This window comes from Bacillus capparidis (genome assembly GCF_017832095.1).
GTDB lineage: Bacteria > Bacillota > Bacilli > Bacillales > Bacillaceae > Bacillus > Bacillus gobiensis.
Genome location: NZ_JAFDST010000002.1, coordinates 717,621 through 741,928 on the forward strand (window position 1 = coordinate 717,621; position 24,308 = coordinate 741,928).

Genomic DNA, 24,308 nt, shown 5'->3' on the forward strand with positions numbered 1-24,308 from the left:
AACTAAGGAGGAGAATTCAGTGACAAAAAACCACGAAAAGATGGTCCAAGCAAATGGGGTGGAACTTTGTGCCGAGACATTCGGAAGTCCTAAAGACCCGGCGATTCTACTTATCAGCGGCGCCCCGTTGTCCTGCTCAATGCACTGGTGGGACAACGATTTCTGCGAGCGCCTCGCGGAAAGCTCCCGTTTCGTTATTCGCTACGATCTCCGCGACTTCGGGCGATCAGTCAACTACGAGCCGGGGGATCCCCGGTACAGCCTCCGTGATTTGGCAGCAGATGCTGTAGGCCTGCTTGACCATTTTGGTCTGGCCAAAGCCCATTTCGTAGGTTTTGCAATAGGCGGATGGATCAGCCAGCTTGCAACACTTGATTATCCCGATCGGGTTGCATCACTCACCTTGATCTCAACAAGACCTACTGCTCACGGAGCCAATGACCCCGACCTTCCGGAACACTCGAATAAGTTCATGGCAAAGCTCAGGGGAATGGCGGATCCCGACTGGTCTAATCGATCTGAAGTAATCGATTACATTGTCAATTTTGGACATGCTCTTTCCAATTCACAGTTCTTCGACAAAACAACCAAACATAGTCTCGCAGATCGCATCTTTGACCGTACCGTCAATATTGCGTCGAGCATGAAAAACCCGCCTTTGATTAAAAAGGGGGATCGTTGGAGGGAGCGACTCGGAGAGGTGACTGCCCCGACTCTTGTGGTTCACGGTACGGAGGATCCCTTTTTTCCCTATGGCAACGCACTCGCCCTTGAGAAGGAGATTCCAGGTGCCAAATTAATTACTTTAGAACAGATTGGACACGAGCTGCCAAAAACAGTCTGGGATATTGTCATTCCAGCGATTTTACAGCACACAGATTGACAATCAAAGAAGAAAATGACGCACTAGGAGAACGACAGAGGAAAAGGAGAGATAGAACATGAACCATCTATTGTTCAAACAATTTGAAATGACAAGAGGTTGGTTGATTGAAGCAGCAGAATCAGTCTCGCAGGAAAAAGCAAAAGTGCAGCCAGACGGTTTTAACAACACGATTCAATGGCATATCGGGCATGTATTAACCGTTACAGACCAATTAATGTTCGGTATCTCCGACAATACCATCCATCTTCCAGCACACTATGTCGAATTATTTGCCACTGGTACTCAGCCAACTGATTGGAAAGCGGAAGCACCCAGTTTAGACGAGCTAATCACAAAGTTGAAGGATCAGCCGGTTCACCTTCAACAGCTTCCTTCTGAGCGATTAAATGATGCATTCGAAACACCTTTTCTCGGACATAAAACGTTTGGAGAAATAACAGGTTTTGTGATCGTTCATGAGGCGATTCATATAGGGAAAATTGAAGAGATGAAGCGTGTCATTGAACACTCTGGATTATAGAACTTACAAAAGCAAATTTTTAAGAAACAGAAAGGAGCAGGATCTATATGAAAAATAATGAAAAAATTGCTCAACAGCCGAAAATTGTGTCACAGGAAGAATGGCATGATGCTCTCGAAAAGCTGCATGTCAAGGAGAAGGAACTCACCCATGAATTGCACGCGTTGGCCGCAGAACGCCGCAGGCTTCCAATGGTCCAGAACGACAAGGATTACATCTTCGAGGGCCCGGACGGCACAAAGAGCTTGCTTGAACTATTCGAAGGACGACGCCAACTCATCGTCTACCACTATATGTTCGACCCAAGCTGGGACAAGGGTTGCGTTGGCTGTTCAATGCTGGTCGACGGAATCGGCCATCTTGCTCATTTGTACGCCCGCGACACCTCCTTGGTCCTCGTTTCCCGTGCGCCGCTGTCCAAGATTGAGCCGTTCAAGGCGCGCATGGGCTGGACCGTACCGTGGTTCTCCTCGTTTGGCAGCGACTTTAACTATGATTTCGAGAAAACTACAGATAATGGCGAGGTGCCGGGTTTGAGCGTTTTTCTCCGTGATGGCGACAGCATCTTCCGTACCTACTATACCTTAGACGGCACCGAATGGCTGAACCCTAACTTCCAATACCTCGATCTGACAGCACTCGGCCGGCAGGAGGGTTGGGAAGATTCACCTGAGGGATGGCCGCAAACCCCGCCCTATAAATGGTGGCGCCTCCACGATGAATATGATCACTCAAAAAGCTCGGACTCCTGTTGCAATTCCGATAGAGAATAAATTATAAGCGCTCAATCACAGTAACATCGTATAATAAAATATTGCTTTATGATTATGTCTCCCCTTACCGTCTTAAGCAAGCTTAAGACGGTTTTCGTTGTGCGTATTCCCTTTTTCTTTTATGTAAAATCTACCCTTGCACTCGAAAACAGAACCGAAATGAATTGTAAATCATGGAATATCCCAATATTGCTTGTTTATTATTTGCTAGATAATTGATGCGAATTAGGAGTTGTTCCTTTATAAGAACTATAATCCTATCGGGTTAATAATTCCACAATATATTAGATCTTCATATCGATTTTCTTTCTTCACATGGTCAATTAATATCCCTTCTTTTTTCATGCCTAATTTTTGCAAAACTCTCCCTGAAGCAGGATTTGAATCAAAGTAACGAGCAAATACTTTATGGTATTGCTTTTCATCAAATGCAAATTGTAATATAGCTTGCGCTGCCTCTGTAGCATATCCATTTCCCCAAAAATCTTCACCAATCCAATAGGCTATTTCACCATTATTAAATTTTTGGTTATTAGATAGCGCTATAGCTCCATATAATTCTCCACTTTCCTTATCCGTTATAGCAAATTCATATAATTTATTTGCATTAAAATTACCAAGATGATGTTCAATCCACGAAAAAGCATCCTCTATAGAGTATGGATAAGGTAGATACAATGTATTTTTATAAAGGTTATAATTATTACAAAGTTTAGTAACAGCTCCTGCATCAGATTTTTGAAACAGTCTTAGTATCAGCCGTTTAGTGGTAATTGTTTTATTTTGATTATCATATATCATAAGAAATCCTCCCTATATCAGGGGTTATTTTCATCAATCTTTATTTTCAATAATCGAACTTTGTTTTAAATGATTAACCTTTAATTGAACTCAAATTAAATATAAAAAATTTATTACAATCAACGGATTCTATTTATCGGGTTAATGCTCTCGAAATCGACGGTGTTTTCGAAAAAAAACACCTGAAAAAAGCTTCAGATGTCTTGATTATAATGGCGGATTAGCATGGCATTTGCGGCATACAGGGTAATAGGATTCATGCCCTCCGATTTGGATTTGGTCACCGGTGTATACAGGCTTTCCATTATCAACCCGTAAATTCATAATAGCCTTTCGTTCGCAAAACCAGCAAATGGTTTTCATTTCTTCAATCTTGTCCGCGTATAGTAATAAATACTTGCTTCCTTCGAACAGTTCATTTTGAAAATCATTTTTTAAACCAAAGCCCATCACAGGGATATTTAGTTCATCTACAATTTTCGCCAATTCCAACACATGTTCTTTTCTAAGAAATTGCACCTCATCTACGAGTACGCAATGCGGCTTTGGCTCGTATTCCTGGACGATATTATAAATATTGGTCTCGTCAAAAATCGGGATCGCTTCTCTACTAAATCCGATCCGGCTAGAGACGTAACCGATCTTGTCTCTTGTATCGATTCCGGATGTAAAAATTAATACGGTTTTATTTTGCTCTTCATAATTATGTGCTACTTTTAATATTTCGATCGATTTTCCGCTGTTCATTGCCCCGTATTTAAAAAATAACTGTGCCATATATTACTCCTTGCAATTCTTTTTTGGTTCCATATTCATTATAAATGGAATCATAGAGGTAATAAAACAAAAGAATGAATATCCCCCTATATATTCTCCTATTTTTCCCATTTCATAGCACTATTTTATGAAAAACGAGGATAAGATTAAAAGGACAGGGCTTGATCCTTATAAGGTCTAACGACAAAAAAAGCAGGCAAGAACAATGCTTGCCTACTTTTAATATCCAAAAATTACTTAAGTCCGTATTTTTTATTGAAACGATCAACGCGACCATCAGCAGAAGCAAATTTTTGACGGCCAGTATAGAATGGATGGCATTCAGAACAAACCTCAACGCGCACCTCGTTTTTTACTGAACCTGTTTCAAATTCGTTTCCACAAGCACATTTCACAGTCGCTCTATTGAAATTAGGATGGATTCCCGTTTTCATAGATAGTCATCTCCTTCCGCCCTGAATCCTTTCCGGAAACAGAGTTACTTTTCCAAAATCAATATCATTCGGAAAGCACATAAAGTCATCTTATCAGAATCAGAAGATAATTTCAATACATTATTATCTTCTTGTAGCAGGAGTCATATTTGCCTGCTTCCACTCTTGAGTCAACAAATCGTAAAATTCCTGATTGGTTTTGGTTTTCTTTATTTTCCTCATAAATTTCTCGGCAAAATCCGGAGAATCGGACATCGTTTTCCGTAAAGCCCAAAGGCGGTCAAGATGCTCTTTCGGCACAAGAAGTTCTTCTTTTCGAGTACCAGATCTTCTGATGTCGATTGCCGGGAATATTCTTCTTTCCGCTAGAGCACGATCCAAATGAAGCTCCATATTTCCCGTTCCCTTAAATTCTTCATAAATCACATCATCCATACGTGAACCCGTATCGACTAAAGCTGTAGCTAGAATGGTTAAGCTGCCGCCTTCTTCGATATTTCTCGCAGCTCCAAAAAAGCGTTTTGGTCTGTGGAAGGCCGCGGGGTCAATCCCTCCGGAAAGAGTTCTGCCGCTCGGAGGAATGACGAGATTATATGCACGGGCAAGCCGGGTAATGCTGTCCATTAGGATGATAACGTCCTTTTTATGCTCCACAAGCCTCATGGCGCGCTCTAAAACAAGCTCTGCCACTTTAATATGGTTTTCCGGAACCTCATCAAAGGTAGAGCTTACGACATCACCATCGACGGAACGCTCAATATCCGTTACCTCCTCAGGTCTCTCATCAATTAACAGAACAATAAGCTCAGCTTCCGGCTGATTGGTTGTTATGCTGTTTGCAATTTCTTTTAGCAACATCGTTTTTCCGGCTTTTGGCGGAGCAACAATCAGTCCGCGCTGCCCAAAACCAACAGGAGAAATAATGTCCATTATTCTCGTTGACAGCCCATGAGGCTTCGTCTCCAGATTCATTTGTCTATCTGGATATAGAGGGGTCAGAGCCGGGAAGTGAACACGTTCTTTCGCAGTTTCAGGATCATCGCCATTGACAGCTTCCACGTGAAGCAAACCGTAGTACCGTTCATTTTCTTTCGGCGGACGTACTTTTCCGGAGACCTTGTCCCCATTTCTTAAGTCAAAACGACGGATTTGCGAAGCAGAAATGTAGATATCCTCTGAGCTTGGTGAATAGTTAATCGGGCGGAGGAAACCGAAGCCTTCTGATTGGATAATTTCCAGTACGCCTTCCATAAAGAGCAAGTCTTCCTGCTCTGCATTTGCCTTTAGGATAGCAAAAATCAGTTCTTTTTTTGTCAGTTTGCTGTAATAGGAGATTTTATAATGTCTCGCCAATTCATACAGCTCTTTTAATTTCATATTTTCTAAAGTTGAAATAGATACAACTTTCATAAGAACACCACACTTTTCTAATCATAATGTGTACGCTTTCTACTTTCATAAACCATTTGCATTATTGAAATATATCACAAGATAAATCAGCTTCTTCTTACATTACACGTCTGTCCTTAAAGGGATTAAGGCAATAGGATTTAAATACTGAGTGTATAGACTGAAGGGAATGAAAAATTCCGGGCTGGTTCATGTGAAGACATAAAAGTTTTGCGGCAGGGAAAATAGATTTGCCCTGACTAAAAAGAAGCAGGATACGCAGAAAATAGCAGTACCTCTTAGTTTTACCCTATTTTAAAAGAATATTCAAGCGTAATTCCTTTTTGACATCAAAATGATAGAGATGTCTTTTGCTTGTTAAAAGAAAAAGCAGGATGGTCCCGCTTTTTCTTTTGATGAAGAAAATCCTTTCGATTATGGACGAATTACGAGGTTGGGTTTTTTCTTCAGGCTGTGCTGGCCGTCTACAAAACGGACGGTACCTGATTTTGCACGCATAACTACACTGTGAGTTGTTCCAACGCTTCCTTTAAATTGCACACCTTTAAGCAGCTCTCCGTCAGTAACGCCGGTTCCTGCAAAAATGGCGTCATCACCTTTAACCAGGTCTTCCATCCGAAGGACTCTGTTAACATCGATGCCCATTGCTGCACATCTTTTTAGTTCTTCCTCGCTTTGCGGCAGGAGCTTGCCTTGAATTTCTCCTCCGAGAGCCTTTAAGGCAACGGCTGACAATACTCCTTCAGGCGCTCCGCCAGAGCCAAACAAGATGTCAACGCCGGTATGGTCAAAAGCGGTGTTAATGGCGCCAGCGACATCACCGTCGTTGATCAGCTTTATTCTGGCGCCGGCCTCTCTAAGCTCAGAAATAATCTTTTCATGACGCTCACGATATAAAATCGTTGCTACGACATCTTCAATATCCTTATTTTTTGCTTTCGCAACTGCCTTTAAATTATCAATCACAGGCGCTTCAATATCAATGAGACCTACGGCTTCCGGACCTACAGCAATCTTATCCATATACATATCCGGTGCATTCAGCAGATTTCCATGGTCAGCAACGGCAATTACCGCAAGGGCATTCCAGCCGCCGCTGGCAACAATATTGGTCCCTTCAAGAGGGTCTACCGCTACATCCAGACGGGGGCCGTACCCGTTTCCAAGCTTTTCCCCGATATAAAGCATTGGCGCCTCGTCCATTTCCCCTTCGCCAATAACGACTGTCCCTTTCATTGGAATGGTATCAAATACATCTCTCATTGCACTTGTTGCTGCATCATCAGCTTCATCTTTTTTTCCGCGCCCCATCCATCTCGCAGAAGCTAAAGCAGCAGCTTCCGTCACACGTACCAATTCCATTGATAAACTTCTCTCCATTGTTATCGTTCCCCTTTGTTTGCTTTTTTTGATGCTACGAATTTTGCAGCTGTTCTATTTCCTCTTGAGAAAGTTTCTCTCTCCAAACGGCAGCGCCAAGTCTGGTCAGCTTCTCCTCCAAATTGCTGTAGCCTCTGTCGATATGCTCAAGGCCAGTGATTTCGGTTACGCCGTCTGCGATAAGGCCTGCGACAACAAGGCACGCTCCGGCCCTGAGGTCGCTTGCCTTTACCTTTGCACTTTGCAAGCTCTTTGTGCCGGTAATGATTGCTGATCTACCTTCCACTTTGATGTCGGAGCCCATTCTCCTTAACTCGTCAACATGCTTAAAACGTGCGGAGTAGACGGTATCCGTGACGACGCTTGTGCCTCTGGCCTTTGTGAGCAGAGCCGTCATCGGCTGTTGAAGGTCAGTCGGAAAGCCCGGATAAACGAGTGTCTTTATATCGACAGGCTTGATTTCCTTTTGCCCTCCAATTACCAGGACCTGATCATTGCTCGTCTCGATTCGAATCCCCATTTCACGAATCTTGGCAATGAGTGATTCCAAGTGTGTTGGAATCACATTATCAATGAGAACCTCTTTGCCCATCGCTGCGCCGGCAATCATAAAAGTACCCGCTTCAATCCTATCAGGAATAATCGCGTGTCGGCAGCCATGAAGAGATTTTACTCCCTCAATCCTTATGACGTCTGTCCCGGCACCTTTAATTTTTGCTCCCATATTCGCTAAAAGTGTTGCAACATCAATAATTTCAGGCTCTTTTGCTGCGTTTTCAATGATCGTTTTTCCTTCTGCCATGACAGCTGCAAGCATGATATTAATCGTTGCACCTACACTGACGACATCGAGATAAATCCGGGCCCCTACCAGCTTCTCGGCTCTTAGATAGATCGCCCCTTGCTCATTGGTGACTTCTGCACCGAGTGCTTCAAAGCCCTTAATGTGCTGATCGATCGGACGAGGTCCAAGATGGCAGCCTCCAGGAAGACCAATGACGGCTTTTTTGAACCGCCCTAGCATCGCTCCCATTAAGTAATAGGATGCCCGCAGTTTTTTTACTTTTCCATTTGGCAACGGCATACTAATCATCGGAGTTGGGTCTACGACCATTTCTCCTTTTTCCAAATGGACATTTCCTCCTATTTCCCGAAGCAAATCACGCAAAATGAAAATATCGGAAATTTTCGGAAGACCTTCAATGGTGACTGTTGAATCCGCTAGAATCGTTGCAGGAATAAGGGCAACAGCGCTATTTTTCGCTCCGCTTATATGGACAGACCCTCTTAAAGGCTCGCCCCCTGCAATGTTTAACTTTTCCATAATCGTCTCCCTTTCTGAAGAGGTCACTTTTTAAAGAGTAGAATTTCTTGCAAGAATTCAAAGGCGTACTAGTCGAAGTATAGAAATCCCGCCTTTAGGAAGAATTAGCGGCGGAGAAAAATGTGCCTTTCAAAAATCTATCCAATTCAACAGGAAAGAATACAATTTTTCCGAAGATTATTGAAGAATTTACGAAGCTTTATGAGGTTCACTAGAAACACAGTAGTTTCCAGCATCCTATAGGAAGATCTGACAAGCGGGGATTCTCCCGCTTGTCTTCTTTCAACCTACGAAGAAAGCTCTTTGTTCCAATCCGCTAAAAATTGCTCAATCCCTTTATCTGTAAGAGGATGCTTCGTTAAGCTTTTAATAACTTTTAATCCCATGGTTCCAATATGAGCGCCTCTTAAAGCGGCCTCTGTAACATGAAGAGGATGGCGAATGGATGCAGCAATAATTTGCGTATCGAGTTTATGAATTTCAAATATTTGGGCTATTTCAGAAATCAATTCAAGCCCGTCATGGCCAATATCATCTAGACGTCCAAGGAATGGAGAAACATAGGTCGCTCCTGCCCTTGCAGCCAAAAGCGCTTGATTGGCGTTAAAGATTAAAGTCACATTTGTTTTGATCCCAAGATCGGTTAAAGCCTTAACAGCTTTCAGGCCATCAGGTGTCATCGGAATTTTCACTGTGATATTCGGAGCAATTTTCACAAGTTCCTTTCCTTCTTCAATCATTTCGTTTGCATCGAGAGAAATGACTTCAGCACTTACTGAACCTGACACAATATCTGTTATTTCGCGCAGACGGTCGTGGAATGATACGTTTTCTTTTGCTACCAAACTAGGATTAGTGGTTACACCGGCAAGAATACCTAACTCATGGGCTTCTTTAATATCTTCAATATTTGCGGTATCAATAAAAAATAACATACTACATCCTCCTTTTATGTTTGCGCTTTCTAACAAATTGCGATAAAACCGCCTGATGTATTCAGGCGGTTTTATTGGCCAGCAGCCTGTTAAAGGCACTAGCCAATACCATTAAGCCTGCTGAGAAGAACCAAATTCACGCATTTTACCGATAACCGTTTCTTTAATAGCTTCGCGAGCCGGTCCAAGGTATTTACGTGGATCATATTCATTAGGTTTTTCTGCCAACACAGCACGAACTGCTTTAGCAGAAGAAATTTGGTTTTCTGTATTCACATTAATTTTTGCAGTACCGTAAGAAATTGCTTTTTTGATATCTGCAGTTGGAATTCCAGTTCCTCCGTGAAGTACTAGAGGAAGTCCAGTTGAAGCACCAATCTCTTCCATTTCTTTGAATCCAAGATTTGGCTCTCCCTTGTACGGGCCATGCACAGAGCCAAGCGCTGGAGCCAAAGTATCGATTCCAGTACGTTCAACTAATTCCTGGCATTCTTTTGCATCGGCATAAATTACGCCTTCCGCAATAACATCATCTTCTTGTCCGCCAACTGTGCCCAGTTCAGCTTCTACAGATACACCGTGGAAGTGGGCAAGCTCAACAACCTTAGAAGTGATCGCAATATTCTCTTCAAACGGATGGTGAGATGCATCAATCATAACAGACGTAAAGCCTGCATGGATCGCTTTTGCACAAGATTCAAAGCTTGAACCGTGGTCAAGGTGAATAGCTACAGGCACTGTGATGTTGTAGTCTTCCATAAGCCCTTTAACGATAGAAACAACCGTTTTAAATCCTCCCATGTATCTTCCGGCGCCCTCTGATACACCAAGGATTACTGGTGATTTTTCAGCTTCTGCAGCTTGAAGAATCGCCTGTGTAAACTCTAGGTTATTCAAGTTGAATTGACCAACTGCATAACCTTTTTCTTTTGCTTGATTCAACATTTCCGTCATAGATACTAAAGGCATGTCGAAAATCCTCCTTATGTAGCCTAGTTTCCTTTTAGAAAAAAGCTATTTATCCTAGCATGACTTAAAAAAAGTCATATGTAAACTAATTAGATAGCGTGCATGGCTTTTCTCCATCTATAGGATACCAATTTTTAATCCATTCGGCAACATTGAGAGAAGATATCCTCAATAGGAACCATTAGATTTCAGCGGGAGGTATGTTTTTACTGCATCTCTTATCTCATCAATGTCGAACGGTTTCGCAAAATGGGTCAAAGCTCCGAGGTCTTTTGATTCCTGTATCATATCCAATTCCCCGTAGGCTGTCATGATGATCACTCGAATATCTTCATCAATCACCTTCATACGTTTCAAAATTTCGATTCCATCCATTCCAGGAATTTTCATATCAAGCAGCACAAGGTCGGGACGATGGTTTTTTACTACATCAAGTGCTTGCATTCCATTGGCCGCCTGAAAAGTTTCATAGCCTTCTTTATGAAAAACTTCATTTAATAAAATTCTAATCCCATATTGGTCGTCAACGATTAAAATTTTTTCCTTCATTATATTTTACACCCCAATTTCATAATTTTACACTTTATTCGTTATTTAAACTATTCTGTTCCATCTTCTTATTTCCTTTAATTATAATCGGCAACTTTCCGACAATTTCTGCTGATATTTTTCTATATGGCAAGGTGAGATATAATGAAATCATATTATTATGCAAAGGGGACAGCAAGACATGCTGAAAATTTTTACGACCCAGCTTTCTGGACTATTTAAAAGAATTCACGACCAAGAAGAAGAAGCAATAGAAGACGGAGCCAGAATGCTTGCCCAATCAGCTATCAGCGGACATACCGTTTATATATACGGAAAAAATGAATTCTCAGGGATCGCCAAGGAAGCGATTTATGGCAGGGAAACCCTTCCCTATGTCAAAGAGTTCCCGGAAGAAATCGGAGAAATAACACCGCAGGACAAAGTGCTAATGTTTCTCCAAGGAACGACAGAACAAGACGAACTAGACCTCGTCCGCAGTCTCCATGAACAAGAAACAGGCATCATCGCAGTGTCAACAGAAGGCAGAGAAGCATTTGAAAATTACTGCGACGTGTGGATTGACACAAAGCTGAAAAAACCGCTTGTACCTGACGATACCGGCGAAAGAATCGGATATCCGTCGTTAATGGCGGGACTTTATGTATATCATGCATTGGCGCTGACGTTAAAAGAAATTTTAGATGAGTATGAATGAGGATTACTGAGCTGACAATTTGTGCGAGCAGCTGCAGATCCAGGCGATTATAAGCGGGTAGATTTTATAAGGAACTTGCGTTTTTTGAAAGAGCCCAAGTAAAAAAAGTATAATAACTAATCATTTTAAGGTGATACGATGGATAGTATAACGAAATCTTATTTTGAAAATCTAGAAGCAAAGGACAAAAGCCTACAATTGGAAGCCTTTCAGAATATTATGGATGCCACAAAAGGAAAAGTAGACTGGGCCTATGAAGTTTGGGATCAATTAATAGAATGGCTGACCGATCCCGATAATCACAGGAGATCGAGGGCCGCACAGTTTCTTGCTGGTTTAGCAATCAGTGATCCGGATAAACGGATGCTTTGCGATTTTCCAGCGTTATGGGAAGTGACCAAGGATCCGAAATTTGTCACCGCCCGGCATAGTTTACAATCGATTTGGAAGGTTGGTTTAGCTGGGCCAGAACAAAAAGAAATGGTACTCAATCATATTATTGAACGCTTCAAAAATGGAATGAACGAAAAACATTATACCTTGATTCGATACGATATGATTGAAGGTTTAAAAAAATTATACGATGAAATCAATGATGAGCATATTAAGGAAATAGCAATGACATTGATTGAATCGGAGGAAGATAGCAAATACCGAAAGAAATATTTGTCCGCCTGGAAGTAAGAAAAAACGAAATCCTTTCATTATTACGATTTCGGTTCATCATTTTAATGAACGGTTAAATTTTCTTAATTTATTTTAAATCTATGCAATTATCCATTCCCATGCGAATCGATCTGGTGAACTCCATGGTTTGTAAGACAGAAAAAAAAGTGACTCACGGCATTTGCCCGAGTCACTTTTTTTATTATTGTTCTTCTGACGCTTTAATTGATGCCGCTATGAAATCTCTAAACAAGGCTTGTGCCCTTGTCGGTCTTGATGTGAATTCCGGATGGAACTGGGATGCGACGAACCAAGGGTGGTCTTCAAGCTCGATGATTTCGACAAGGCGTCCATCTGGACTAGTACCTGAGAAAATAAACCCGTTATCTTCCATGGTTTGTCTGAATTCATTGTTGAATTCATAGCGATGGCGGTGGCGTTCATAAATCACTTCGTCTTGATACGCTTCGAATGCTTTTGTTCCTTCTTTCAGCTTACAAGGATAAATTCCGAGGCGAAGAGTGCCGCCTAAATCTTCAATATCCTTTTGTTCAGGAAGAAGGTCTATCACTGGATACGGAGTCAGCGGATCAATTTCAGCTGAATGTGCCCCTTCCAGATTCAACACATTTCTTGCGTATTCAATAGACGCAACCTGCATACCGAGACAGATTCCAAAGAAAGGCACTTTTCGTTCACGTGCAAATTTCACCGCGTGGATTTTCCCTTCAATTCCGCGGTCACCAAATCCTCCTGGTACAAGAATACCGTCCGCTCCTTGAAGGTGCTCCCCGACATTCTCTGCTGTTAATTTCTCAGCATTGACCCATTTGATTTCAACATCGGAATCAAACACATAGCCTGCATGACGAAGAGACTCCACTACTGAAATATATGCATCCTGCAATTCAACATATTTTCCAACCAGTGCGATGGAAACTGTCTTCGAAAGATTGCTTACTTTTTCCACAAGCTGCTTCCATTCTGTCATATCAGCCGCATTGCAATTTAAATTCATTTGTTCGCAAACCAACATGTCGAGACCTTGCTTTTGAAGATCAAGCGGGATGGAATAAAGAGTTTCAGCATCCTCTAATTCAATGACAGCTTTTGGATCAATGTCACAGAATAGCGCGATTTTGTCTTTCATTTCCTGTGAAATTGCCATTTCTGTTCTTACAACTATGACATTCGGCTGAATGCCGAGGCTTCTTAATTCCTTTACACTGTGCTGTGTCGGCTTAGTTTTCATTTCGCCCGCTGCTTTAATATATGGAACTAATGTACAGTGGATATACATGACATTCTCTCGTCCGATATCGCTTTTCATTTGGCGAATCGCTTCAAGGAATGGAAGAGATTCAATATCCCCTACAGTACCGCCAATTTCTGTAATAACTACATCCGCATTCGTTTCTTTGCCTGAACGGTAAACACGTTCTTTAATTTCATTGGTAATATGAGGGATTACCTGCACTGTGCCGCCAAGGTAATCTCCCCTTCGTTCTTTTTTCAATACGGTAGAATAAATTTTCCCAGTCGTTACATTGCTGAATTTATTTAAGTTAATATCAATAAATCGCTCATAATGACCTAAGTCAAGATCGGTCTCAGCACCATCATCTGTAACAAAAACCTCTCCGTGTTGATATGGACTCATTGTGCCCGGGTCCACATTGATATAAGGGTCAAATTTTTGGATGGTAACATTCAGCCCTCTGTTTTTTAGCAGCCTTCCAAGTGAGGCAGCTGTAATCCCTTTTCCCAGCGAGGAAACAACACCGCCAGTTACGAAAATATATTTTGTCATTAAATAGTGCTCCTTCCTTGTCATCAAAGTGAAACTTTGGATTCGCGGCGGCTTCATAACCCCACGATTATAATGTAAAAACGATACTGGTTTTTAAAGGGAGTGTTCCCTTAACCTTAGAAAAATAGAAAGCTCCCTTTCATTTTTTTGAAAGGGAGCATATTATACGTTCAGTTCGTCTTCTTTTTTGAAGTGCCCAAAATACATACTACCTAGTTCGACTTTGAAAGTCAAGACTGTTATTTTCCGTCTAAATCTTCGTCGTCATCTCCGTCTTCTTCATCGTCTTCGAGAAAATCTTCATCGTCTTCGTCGAAGTCTTCATCTTCAAGAAGATCATCATCTAAATCTTCATCTTCATCAAAATCGTCGTCATCATCGTCGTCATCTACGGCATCAACAGGGACATCGTCTAAATCAATGTCATCCTCATCAACTTCCTCAAATTCGTCGAGGTCCAAATCTTCTTCAATGACTTTTTTGGCTTTCTTCTTTTTAGCTTTCACTGTAGGCTGAGTTTCCTCATCAAGCTGATCATAAGGATACCAGCTTCTAAGTCCCCACGTGTTGTCAGACAAGGCTAAAAATCTTCCATCGATATTTAAGTCTGTATAGAACTGAGCTACTCGGTCAGCTAATTCTTCCTCTCTAACGCCTGTTAAAGAAGCAATCTCATTAAGCAAATCCTTAAACGGAATTGCTTTTTTTTGGTCTGAGAAAATTTCAAAAGCAACTTCCACTAAAGACATTTCCTTAAGCTGCTCCTGTGAGTATTGATTTAAACTCAATTCAGACACTCCCTTTCTATTACATGTATGTATCTATCTTTTTACTATTGTTGATAAGGCGAACCTTGAATTCGCGCTCTTGTACCTACAATAAACCATACCACTCATTATAAACAAATCCATACAGTTTATGCCACCATTATTCATGTTAATTTTCTTTCTTTTTTTCGCTAAAAAATCACCACGTATTCACGGGGTGATTTTCCCACAGAATAGACCACCGCACTTCCAAAGGCTGGAGTGACAACTTTCACCGCAATCTAAAGTCAATGTTTTCGAAAGACCTTCTCTGTTTTTATAAGCGATCCAGCGATCTTTGACCCCTATTATCATAGTCTTCAACCCGTAGAGCCAAAGACAGACCGTTCCAGTAGCTCGGCAACGTCATAGGTTCCGACTTGGCTTTCTGCTTCTTTGGCTTTCGTACCGTCTCCCATCATCGTAAGGCAGTACGGGCATCCCGTGCTGATGACAGATGGGTTCGTTTTTAACGCTTGCTCGGTTCTTGCGACGTTCATTCTAGTTCCCGATTCCTCTTCCATCCACATGAGGCCGCCACCGGCTCCGCAGCACATTCCGTTTTCACGGTGTCTTTCCATTTCGACCAGCTCAATTCCAGGGATCGATGCGAGTATCGCTCTAGGCGGATCATAAACGTTATTATACCGGCCGAGGTAGCATGAATCATGGAAGGTGACCCTTTCTTCTACCTGAAATTCCGGCTTCAGCCTTTTTTCTTTTAATAGCTGGGCGAGAAGATCGGTGTGGTGATAGACCTCTCCCTTAAAACCAAAGTCGGGATATTCGTTTTTAAATAGATTGTAGGCATGGGGATCAATCGTTACGATTTTTTGTATATCATTTTCCGCAAATTCCTGGATGTTTTTTTCGGCAAGTTCTTGGAACAGAAACTCATTGCCGAGGCGGCGGGGAGTATCTCCTGAGTTCTTTTCTTTATTGCCTAAGATAGCAAACGAGACACCTGCCTCATGGATCAGCCGGGTAAATGACAATGCGATTTTTTGGCTTCGATTATCATAAGAACCCATCGAGCCGACCCAAAATAAATAGTCAAATGATTTTTCATCTTTTCTCAGTTCTTTGACTGTTGGAATGTAAACCTCACTCGCCTCACGCCATCGTTCTCGTTCTTTTCTGTTTAGCCCCCACGGATTTCCTTGCCTCTCGATACTTGTCATCGCCCTTTGGGCATCTGCATCCATTTTTCCTTCTGTTAGAACGAGGTAGCGGCGCAAGTCAATGATTTTATCTACATGCTCATTCATCACAGGACATTGATCCTCGCAGTTTCTGCATGTCGTGCATGCCCAGATTTCCTCTTCCTTTATGACGCCGCCAATGAGGCTTGGATGGTCATCTCCCGCCGCTGCTGCTTCTTGAGTTCCGCTGCTTCCTCCTGCCATAGCAAGCTGATTTCCTTTAGTATGCTTAAATGCATATGCAGGAACCCAAGGAAGCTGGGAAGTCACGGCCGCCCCCGTATTCGTTAAATGATCCCGCAATTTCAAAATCAGATCCATCGGTGACAGCATTTTTCCTGTACCAGTCGCAGGACACATATTTGTGCATCTCCCGCATTCCACACAAGCATAAAGGTCAATCAACTGAGATTGGCGAAAATCCTCTATTTTTCCGACGCCAAAGCTTTCGCTGGTTTCATCCTCAAAATCAATTTTCTCAAGCTTTCCCGGATTTGAAAGGCGCTGTATAAAAACATTGACGGGTCCTGCGATTAAATGGGCATGCTTTGATTGGGGTACATAGACAAGAAAAGTGAGCAAAATAAGCAAATGCCCCCACCAAGACAGATAAAAAATGATGGCTGCCCCCGTTTTCCCGATTCCTGCAGCTCCAAATGCAAGCGCAAAAAGAGAAGCAATCGGTTCATTCCATGTCAATCCGTGTCCATGCCAAATGGCATTCATCCCGTTGCCAAGCAAAACCGTAAACATTAAACCGGCAATAAATAAAAGTACGAGTCCAGGTTTAAGACCTCTTTTCAAGCGGACAAGCTTCTCTACATATCTTCTGTGAAACGCCCAGGCAACAGCAGCGAGAATTAAAAACGCTACCACCTCTTGAAAAAAAGTGAAACCTGGATATAAGCTTCCCAGAGGAAGAGTACTACCCGGAATAAGGCCTTTTACAATAAAATCGATAGCCCCAAATTGAACGAGAATAAAACCGTAAAAAAATACGACATGGATCAGCCCGCTTTTTTTATCCTTCAAAAGTTTTTTCTGGCCAAAAACTTGAATCCAAATATTTTTCATCCGTTCCTTAAAATGCTGGTCAAATGCTTCCTTTTTGCCAAGTTGAATGTATGCAATCCTTGTTCGAATGACGTAGACGAACAAATAAATTGAGTAAGCGGTTACAATAAGGAACGCAATTGCATTGACCCAGTTCCAAACATTCATAGCCCCATCCCCCTTTTTTGCGGATCAAGGTTTTTAACGCTTAGCTTTATCATAATTAATGAATGGTCATTCAGTCAATGACTTTTCTTGCACGTTAATGTTTATCCGCTTGAAAATAAGGGTATAGGGGAATAAATATATAAGGAGAGAGGGGCTACATATGTCAAACATTAAATCTTTTAAAATTACAGCGAAGAAAATGACCCTAAGAAATATGATAGAACTTTATCACTCCTGTCAAAACGTAAGCCATCAAATCTATATTTACTCAAAAAAGTCAATGGGGAAAATAAAAGATATAATAGATTTCGAAACGTACAGAATGATAAATCCGGATTCAGAGTACGTCATCGTGATTGAAGGAAAAGAAGCTAAACATATCGTTAATCGATTTGAGAAACTTTGGAGTAATAACGCCCTATTAAAAGGCTGAGACTTGTAACTCAGCCTTTTTCTTGTTTACAGTGCCTTTTCGACAATCTTCATATCCATGGGCCTCATTAGGAAATCTTCAGAATTCTCTAAAGAAGAAAAACCATATTTTTCGTAAAGACCGTGCGCATCCTTCGTTGCCAGCATAAAGCGGCATCCTTCAAGCTCTGGATGGCTGACAATCTTTTGAATCAGTTTTTTCCCCAGTGAGTGTCCCCGGTATTCGGGCAGAACAAACACATCCGCCAGCCAGCTGAATTTGACAAAATCAGTGACAACTCTGGCAAACCCTGCTTGATTCCCTGTTGACGCTTCATAAATCCCGTAGCATAACGGTGAATTCAAGATGAGTTTCACTACAGCTTCTCTCTTAATATCTTTTGCCCAATAAGATTCCTCACTTAAAAATGTATGAATCAATTCAATATTCAGCTTTTGTTTATCTGTTGAGATCAGAAAACCGTTGCCAAGATCGCGTTCTATTCTCTGCACCTATGTTCCTCCTTTCGCTTTCTTTTAGTTTAGCAGGGTGCATGGGCAGTTTCCATCTTCTACAAGAAAATCTCCTTGCTGCTTGTAACAGCAAGGAGATTTTTTATTAAGAGTACATTTTTTCCGGCGCTGATACACCGATCAGCTCCAATGCATTTTTCAATGTAATACGCGTCGCCTTCATTAGGGCAAGACGGGCCCGGCTCTTTTCTTCATTTTCAGGATCGAGCACTTTTTCTGCGTTATAGAAGCTGTGCAGTACTGACGCCAGCTCATAAATATAGTTTGTTACGCGATGAGGAATTCTTTTTTCAGCAGCATCTGCCACGATTTCAGGAAAGCTTCCAATCGTCTTTAACAGATCGTATTCTTTTTCTGAATGAATTTCCTTCAGATCTAAAGTGCCTTCTGTTTGAATCCCGAGGCTTTCACCCTGCCTTATCATGCTGCAAATTCTGGCATGAGCGTATTGCGCATAGTATACAGGGTTTTCGTTGGATTTTGACACGGCAAGGTCCAAATCAAAATCCATATGTGTATCAGCGCTCCGCATAGCGAAGAAGTACCGGACAGCGTCAAGGCCTACCTCTTCGATTAAATCACGCATCGTAACCGCTTTTCCGGTTCTTTTGCTCATTTTCATTTTTTCTCCGTTTTTATAGAGGTGGACGAGCTGGATGATTTCGACTTCAAGCGTCTCTTTCGGATAGCCCATTGCTTCGATTGCCGCGTTCATCCTCGGAATATATCCGTGGTGGTCAGCTCCCCACACATTGATTAGCTTGGTAAATCCCCGGTCTAATTTATCCTTATGGTAGGCGATGTCCGGCAAAAGATACGTGTAGGTGCCATCGTTTTTAATGAGCACCCGGTTCTTGTCATCACCGAAGTCAGTTGACCGAAACCACGTAGCTCCATCCTCGTCGTAAATAAAGCCCTTTTCCTTTAAGATTTCTAGTGCTTGGTCGATTTTTTTATTTTCATATAAAGAGGTTTCTGAATACCAAACATCGAACGGCACACGAAATTCTTCGAGATCGGATTTCAGTTTATCCATTTCGTATTTCAAGCCATATTCGCGGAAGAAGGACAAACGCCCAATCTCTTCCTCATGAATAAACCGGTCACCGTATTCGTCGGCTATTTTTTTTCCGATTTCGATAATATCTTCCCCGTGGTATCCGTCCTCCGGCATGTCTTTCTCAAGACCCAGCGCCTGAAAGTAACGGGCATCGACTGATAACGCCAAATTGTTGATTTGGTTTCCTGCGTCATTAATATAATATTCCCTGCTGACGTCATAGCCTGCTTTTTTAAGAGTATTGCAAAGAGAATCTCCGACTGCTGCACCTCTCGCATGGCCTAAATGAAGATCTCCCGTTGGATTGGCAGAGACGAACTCTACCTGAACCTTTTCGCCTTTGCCTACGTTTGATTCCCCGTAAGCTTCGCCAGCCTCCAGCACTGCAGGAATTAATTCTGTTAAATAATGATTATTCATGTGAAAATTAATAAAGCCCGGTCCTGCAATTTCAATTTTTTCAATCGATGCTTTTTCCTTGTCAAATGAAGACACGACTTCATCAGCGATTTGCCGCGGCGCTTTTTTCGCAATACGCGCAAGCTGCATCGCCATATTAGTTGAGTAGTCGCCGTGGCTTTTATCCTTCGGTGTTTCAAGAACAACCTCCGGGATTTCTGCTTCGTCTGCCAAGCCTGCATTAAGTACAGCGGCTTTTATTTCTTCTTTCAGCTGATTTTTTATTTTTTCAACAATACTCATCCCTGCTCCTCCTTATAAGCGATAGTCAATGTATGTAAATGTCTCTGATCGTGATCAACAAGCATGTCATAAACAAGTCGAATAGTACCGGAGCCAATTTCGATTTCTTTAGTTTCCACGCCCAGTTCAAGCTCTCCAAACGGCATTTTATAGAGTGTCCTCGTATGAACATCCGGCAAAAACCGCTGCTTCATCCGGATCGCGCCGGTCCTCATAATGAGCACTTCACCTGAGTGTGCTTTCACCGTTGTTTTCACTTTTCCTAAATCGTGTTCCTCATGATAAACGAGATAAATTTTATTATTTTTTAAATAATATTGACCTGTCGTCTGAAATTCAATCGTCTCCGTATCTTTTCCTTCGTTTACGACCGATTGAACATGAATGCTGACGGGTGTCTCCCGATTCATTGCGGCACTCCCTTTTCATGTTTGCTCTATGACTTGACTAGTATAATCATTCACGGGAAAAAGTTCAACCTGCCTTATGCAAACAAGCTTTGAATTCTCGCGGAAACTTCCCGCGGCCTTATATCTATGGAAGAAAGAGAATGAATATCGATCCACATCGGCTCATAAGTGCCTCTTTTCTTATTGGAAAATTCCTTTCCCTGCCCAGTGCCAAAATCACCTCCAATGATTTCAGCGAGAAAAAAATATTGCATACCATAAACTTCACTTTTGCCAGAAGGCCTTTCACAGTAATTTTTACGTTCAGCTGTTTCTCCGTTTTCGATTCCGCCTCCCGGAAAGACATAATAAGTTGAATCTTCTCTTTTTCGCTTGATTAAAGCGACTTGGTTGTTTTCTATTAAAACAGCAGACCCTCTGTCTCTCATGAATCTGTACACTTCCTCTACCGTTTATCATAAATAATTTTATCAGAACTTTCAGTTAAGTCGAAAAAAATATATACTTAATAGAAGCACTGTTACAGATAAGGAGAGTTAACTATGGTATTTATTTCTAACCACATTCGAGCGGTATTCGAAGATCTTTCGAATGATTTGAAAGTGAAAAAAGGCTTGGAATTTCTGAAAGCAGACAACGATCGGACGACTACTGATCAAATTGAACTGACCGAGATATCCGCCCCCACTTTTTACGAGGATGCCCGCGGCCAAAGGTATGCCGAAAAGCTTAAAGAGTTAGGGCTGCAACAAATTGAAACTGATGAGGCGGGGAATGTCTTCGGCCTCCGCTCAGGAACCGGAAATGGTCCAAAACTGGTAATTTGCGCTCACCTTGATACCGTTTTCCCTGCGGAGACAGATGTGAAAGCTGCTGTAAAAGACGGAAAGGTATATGCGCCGGGTATCAGTGATGACGGCAGGGGGCTGGCTGCTGTTTTAACCTTGACCAGGGCGCTTCAGAATGTGGAAATAGAAACAGAGGGCGACCTGCTGATCGGGGCTACCGTTGGCGAGGAAGGGCTTGGTGATTTGTATGGTGTAAAAGCTCTGTTTCAAAATCGCAACGACATCGACGGCTTTATTTCGATTGAGCCAGGTACTCCGGACAGAGTTGTTTATCAAGGTGTCGGCAGCCGAAGATACGAAGTGACGTTTACAGGACCCGGCGGACACAGCTTCGGCAGCTTTGGAACGGCAAGCGCCATTCATGCGTTAGGGCGGGCGATTCATCATATTTCTTCTATTCAGCTGCCAAAGGAACCGAAAACGACATTTAATGTCGGGGTCATAAATGGGGGAACCTCAGTCAACACGATTGCTCAAAACGCCTCGATGCTAGTAGACATTAGATCCGTTGCCCAAGAAGAATTAGCAAAGCTGGAACAAGTTATTTTAGGTTATATCCAGCAAGCAGCGGACGAAGAAAACGCCCATTGGACGCAAGATGCTATTTCTGTTCAATGCAAGCTAGTCGGCGACCGACCGGCCGGAACCCAGCCCGAAGACAGCTTGATCGTCCAAGCCTCACTTGCCTCTGCAGAAAGCTTGGGATATCAGCCGGAATTGGATCAGCCAAGCAGCACAGACAGCAACGTTCCGATCAACCTCGGTATTCCCGCAGTTACCCTGGGAGGCGGAGGAGATTCCGGAGGAGCCCATACCCTGGAGGAATATTTTGACCCAACGGATGCTTATGTCGGGCCGCAGACGATATTACTGGCTGTGTTAGCTCTGGCCGGTGTAAAAGGAGTTTGTGAGCCTTTGTTAAAAAAGAAAAATTTAAAAGTTTGATTGCTGTAAACCAGTTCTTTTGAATTTTCTTCAGGAATGGTAAGAGGCTTTTCGGTGGCTAGGGCGAAATGAGCAGTATGCTTGTATTTTTTGATATATTTTAGATTTTCAACGGGGGCTTGTGCAAACTTTTCTGTGTACTCGTGATTTAATAGGTTTGTGCGATCTTGAATGTGATCTTGAACCTGATTTTTGCGATTTTTAGGTGTTATTTGCGATCTTGTCCTGTTTATTTGCGATTTTGAGATTTTTTTGGCAATCTTGTCCCGTTATTTGTGATTTCGGGATTTTTTTGTGATCTTGTATAAGAAATACTAGATCGTTTGGGATTTCGCATGATCTCCCCTCATTTATGCGCGATTCTATCTTGTTTATGCGCGATCTTCCCTCGGTTATGCGCGATCTTTCCTCGTTATGCGCGGTCTTCCCTCGGTTATGCGCGATTTCCCCTCATTTATGTGCGATTTTCCCTCGTTATGCGCGATCTTTCCTCTGTTATGCGCTATTCCACCTTATTTACGAGCGATCTTGCCTGATAATCGCACGCTTGGCTTGAAATCCAAAAAGCACCGGAAAATTACTTCCGGTGCTCGTTTTAATTTGCTCCAGTCAGCGACCAATTTTGAAGATCTTTATGAAAGCCGAATACTTTCGGTTCTCCCTCTTCTACTTTTTTGCTTACTGCTGCAAAGTCATTGTCAGAGTATAGTGTGAATACAGGCAGGTCCTCATTCCATAATTTTTGCAGCTCTGAATAGATTTTTTTTCGTTTTTCTACGTCAGGCTCGGCTTTGCCTGCTTCTAGTAATTCATCAGTCTGTTTACTGCTGTATTTTGGATAGTTCGATGAACCGCCGGTTTTATAAATAGTAGAAATATCTGGATCAAGTGTATTCGTAAAGCCGATGAACATGATATCATAGGCTCCTTTTTTCGCAGTAGCCAGCAGTGTTGGGAAATCGTAGGTCGTTGTTTTCACTTTTAACCCGATCGCTTCCAAGTCCTGGGTGATAATATCGGCAGATTGTTCTCGAACTTTGTTTCCTGTAGGTACGATAATATTTAGCGGCTTATTAAAGTCCCAGCCGGCGTCTTGCAGCATCTGCTTTGCTTTTTCAGGATCATACGTGTACTTCTGAGATTCTTTATCTAGATAAGGGCTGACGGATGTGTACGGTCCATCGACAATTTCTCCTTGACCTTTTAACAGCTTGTCCACGATGGCCTGACGATTAATTGCATAGGCAATCGCTTGTCTGATTTTCGCATCGCCGACATTTTCTGATTGGGTATTAAACATGATGGTTTGGTATCCAAACGTTTTATCGAACTTGGTCGTAACATTGCTGAGATTTTGTACCGTTTCGAAATCTTGGGCGGCAATTTTTCCAATTCCGCCAGCAGCATTCATGCTAAGCTCACCTGTTTGCAGCTGCGCTACTATATTTGCAGCAGGCATGATTTTCACAAACATTTTATTCAGCTTTGGCTCGCCTTTATAGTAGTCTTTATTTGCTTCAAATTCGACATATTGATCTTTCTTATACTGCGTGAATTTAAACGGGCCGTTGGTTACCGTCGGTTTTTGCATAAATGGATCCTTCGATAGATCCTCCGGTTTTACATCACCGAGCACGTGTTTAGGCAAAATCATAAATTTTGAACCGAGCTGTTCTTTCACTAAATTCTCATCGACAGGATTTTTTGTTTTAAAAGTAAACGTCTTATCGTCGACTTTTACCACCGATGGGATTTCCGTTTTCCCTTCAGCAAGTTTTCCGTTTGCGTCTAATCCATCAATGATCGTAAGGTAGTTACCTACGCTTGTTTCTGTTTTCGGATTCGCAACAAGATTCAGAGTAAAAATGGCATCATCTGCTGTCACTGGCTTCCCGTCAGACCAATTGGCATCTGGATGGATTTTAATTGTGAAATTCTGATTATCGGTTGTTTCAAATGATTCCGCCAGCTTGGGCGTAAAGCTTTGCGGCGCATCCATATCCAAAAACGTATCAAACATAAATTTTTCGATAAACTGTCCGGCAACATCTGTTGTATTAATCGTATTAAAGGTAACAGGCGGATTGACCATGCCGATAAACATGCTTTGCCCTCCGGAACTGTTTGATGAGGTGTTCGTTCCCCCGCCGCCGCAGGCTGCAAGCACGATCAAAGATAAGATGGCGATGCTGCAATAAATTTTTTTTAAAGCCTTCATAGGTTTTCCCCTCCGTAATT

At 42.2% G+C, this 24,308-nt stretch carries 24 protein-coding genes; 7 read left to right on the forward strand and 17 right to left on the reverse strand.

Features of this window, described 5'->3' with window-relative positions; genetic code table 11:
- Window positions 1-19 precede the first annotated feature (19 nt).
- The 3 genes from JOC74_RS10650 to JOC74_RS10660 are packed head-to-tail and all read left to right on the forward strand — an operon-like array spanning window position 20 to window position 2,179.
- Window positions 20-883, forward strand: a complete 864-nt coding sequence (locus JOC74_RS10650) for an alpha/beta fold hydrolase (protein ID WP_211086144.1) — start codon at window positions 20-22, stop codon at window positions 881-883.
- Between the two features lie 58 nt (window positions 884-941).
- The gene (locus tag JOC74_RS10655; RefSeq protein ID WP_053604560.1) at window positions 942-1,406 is read left to right on the forward strand and encodes a DinB family protein; all 465 of its coding nucleotides are present in this window, start codon (window positions 942-944) and stop codon (window positions 1,404-1,406) included.
- A 47-nt stretch (window positions 1,407-1,453) separates the two neighbouring features.
- Window positions 1,454-2,179, forward strand: coding sequence for a DUF899 domain-containing protein (locus JOC74_RS10660; protein WP_053604561.1), 726 nt, complete (start codon window positions 1,454-1,456; stop codon window positions 2,177-2,179).
- Window positions 2,180-2,428: 249 nt separating this feature from the next.
- On the opposite strand, the gene JOC74_RS10665 is transcribed toward JOC74_RS10660, so the two are convergent.
- The 9 genes from JOC74_RS10665 to JOC74_RS10705 form a co-directional block, all read right to left on the reverse strand.
- A complete protein-coding gene (locus tag JOC74_RS10665) occupies window positions 2,429-2,980 on the reverse strand; it encodes a GNAT family N-acetyltransferase (protein WP_053604562.1) in 552 nt (183 codons plus the stop codon).
- Between the two features lie 207 nt (window positions 2,981-3,187).
- Window positions 3,188-3,757 (reverse strand): thymidine kinase, encoded by a 570-nt coding sequence (locus JOC74_RS10670; RefSeq protein WP_053604563.1) that lies wholly within the window; start codon window positions 3,755-3,757, stop codon window positions 3,188-3,190.
- A gap of 233 nt (window positions 3,758-3,990) precedes the next feature.
- Window positions 3,991-4,191 carry a 50S ribosomal protein L31 gene (rpmE, locus tag JOC74_RS10675; protein WP_053604564.1) on the reverse strand — a complete coding sequence of 67 codons (201 nt, stop codon included), beginning with the start codon at window positions 4,189-4,191 and terminating at the stop codon, window positions 3,991-3,993.
- 123 nt (window positions 4,192-4,314) lie between these two features.
- Window positions 4,315-5,601 carry a transcription termination factor Rho gene (gene rho / locus JOC74_RS10680; protein ID WP_053604565.1) on the reverse strand — a complete coding sequence of 429 codons (1,287 nt, stop codon included), beginning with the start codon at window positions 5,599-5,601 and terminating at the stop codon, window positions 4,315-4,317.
- A 414-nt stretch (window positions 5,602-6,015) separates the two neighbouring features.
- Window positions 6,016-6,981, reverse strand: a complete 966-nt coding sequence (gene glpX / locus JOC74_RS10685; RefSeq protein ID WP_053604566.1) for a class II fructose-bisphosphatase — start codon at window positions 6,979-6,981, stop codon at window positions 6,016-6,018.
- 34 nt (window positions 6,982-7,015) lie between these two features.
- Window positions 7,016-8,305 (reverse strand): UDP-N-acetylglucosamine 1-carboxyvinyltransferase, encoded by a 1,290-nt coding sequence (murA, locus tag JOC74_RS10690; RefSeq protein ID WP_053604567.1) that lies wholly within the window; start codon window positions 8,303-8,305, stop codon window positions 7,016-7,018.
- Between the two features lie 287 nt (window positions 8,306-8,592).
- Window positions 8,593-9,240: a fructose-6-phosphate aldolase gene (fsa, locus tag JOC74_RS10695; protein WP_053604568.1), complete on the reverse strand. Its 648-nt coding sequence runs from the start codon at window positions 9,238-9,240 to the stop codon at window positions 8,593-8,595.
- A gap of 111 nt (window positions 9,241-9,351) precedes the next feature.
- Window positions 9,352-10,209, reverse strand: coding sequence for a class II fructose-bisphosphate aldolase (locus tag JOC74_RS10700; protein ID WP_053604569.1), 858 nt, complete (start codon window positions 10,207-10,209; stop codon window positions 9,352-9,354).
- A 168-nt stretch (window positions 10,210-10,377) separates the two neighbouring features.
- Window positions 10,378-10,761, reverse strand: coding sequence for a response regulator (locus JOC74_RS10705; RefSeq protein WP_098945249.1), 384 nt, complete (start codon window positions 10,759-10,761; stop codon window positions 10,378-10,380).
- A 178-nt stretch (window positions 10,762-10,939) separates the two neighbouring features.
- On the opposite strand from JOC74_RS10705, the gene JOC74_RS10710 reads away from it, so the two are divergent.
- The gene (locus JOC74_RS10710) at window positions 10,940-11,455 is read left to right on the forward strand and encodes a DUF2529 domain-containing protein (protein ID WP_053604571.1); all 516 of its coding nucleotides are present in this window, start codon (window positions 10,940-10,942) and stop codon (window positions 11,453-11,455) included.
- Window positions 11,456-11,593: 138 nt separating this feature from the next.
- Entirely contained in the window at window positions 11,594-12,139 is a 546-nt protein-coding gene (locus tag JOC74_RS10715) for a hypothetical protein (RefSeq protein ID WP_053604572.1), read from the forward strand.
- Between the two features lie 184 nt (window positions 12,140-12,323).
- On the opposite strand, the gene pyrG is transcribed toward JOC74_RS10715, so the two are convergent.
- From pyrG to JOC74_RS10730, 3 genes are all read right to left on the reverse strand, one after another.
- Complete coding sequence (pyrG, locus tag JOC74_RS10720; protein ID WP_053604573.1) at window positions 12,324-13,931, reverse strand: CTP synthase; 1,608 nt, start codon at window positions 13,929-13,931, stop codon at window positions 12,324-12,326.
- Between the two features lie 239 nt (window positions 13,932-14,170).
- Entirely contained in the window at window positions 14,171-14,719 is a 549-nt protein-coding gene (gene rpoE / locus JOC74_RS10725) for a DNA-directed RNA polymerase subunit delta (RefSeq protein WP_053604574.1), read from the reverse strand.
- Window positions 14,720-15,057: 338 nt separating this feature from the next.
- The gene (locus tag JOC74_RS10730) at window positions 15,058-17,160 is read right to left on the reverse strand and encodes a heterodisulfide reductase-related iron-sulfur binding cluster (RefSeq protein ID WP_053604575.1); all 2,103 of its coding nucleotides are present in this window, start codon (window positions 17,158-17,160) and stop codon (window positions 15,058-15,060) included.
- A gap of 160 nt (window positions 17,161-17,320) precedes the next feature.
- Between JOC74_RS10730 and JOC74_RS10735 the strand changes: the two genes are divergently transcribed.
- Entirely contained in the window at window positions 17,321-17,593 is a 273-nt protein-coding gene (locus JOC74_RS10735; protein WP_053604576.1) for a hypothetical protein, read from the forward strand.
- A 26-nt stretch (window positions 17,594-17,619) separates the two neighbouring features.
- Here JOC74_RS10735 and JOC74_RS10740 read toward each other — a convergent pair whose 3' ends face one another.
- From JOC74_RS10740 to JOC74_RS10755, 4 genes are all read right to left on the reverse strand, one after another.
- Complete coding sequence (locus JOC74_RS10740; protein ID WP_225970240.1) at window positions 17,620-18,084, reverse strand: GNAT family N-acetyltransferase; 465 nt, start codon at window positions 18,082-18,084, stop codon at window positions 17,620-17,622.
- A gap of 106 nt (window positions 18,085-18,190) precedes the next feature.
- Window positions 18,191-19,867, reverse strand: a complete 1,677-nt coding sequence (gene argS, locus JOC74_RS10745) for an arginine--tRNA ligase (protein ID WP_053604577.1) — start codon at window positions 19,865-19,867, stop codon at window positions 18,191-18,193.
- The gene (locus JOC74_RS10750; RefSeq protein ID WP_053604578.1) at window positions 19,864-20,277 is read right to left on the reverse strand and encodes a YwiB family protein; all 414 of its coding nucleotides are present in this window, start codon (window positions 20,275-20,277) and stop codon (window positions 19,864-19,866) included. Before JOC74_RS10750 ends, argS begins: the two co-directional genes overlap by 4 nt.
- A 74-nt stretch (window positions 20,278-20,351) precedes the next feature.
- A complete protein-coding gene (locus tag JOC74_RS10755) occupies window positions 20,352-20,705 on the reverse strand; it encodes an NUDIX hydrolase (protein ID WP_053604579.1) in 354 nt (117 codons plus the stop codon).
- 114 nt (window positions 20,706-20,819) lie between these two features.
- On the opposite strand from JOC74_RS10755, the gene JOC74_RS10760 reads away from it, so the two are divergent.
- Window positions 20,820-22,070 carry a M20/M25/M40 family metallo-hydrolase gene (locus JOC74_RS10760; protein WP_053604580.1) on the forward strand — a complete coding sequence of 417 codons (1,251 nt, stop codon included), beginning with the start codon at window positions 20,820-20,822 and terminating at the stop codon, window positions 22,068-22,070.
- A gap of 595 nt (window positions 22,071-22,665) precedes the next feature.
- Here the strand turns inward: JOC74_RS10760 and JOC74_RS10765 are convergent.
- A complete protein-coding gene (locus JOC74_RS10765; protein WP_053604581.1) occupies window positions 22,666-24,288 on the reverse strand; it encodes an ABC transporter substrate-binding protein in 1,623 nt (540 codons plus the stop codon).
- Window positions 24,289-24,308: the final 20 nt, after the last annotated feature.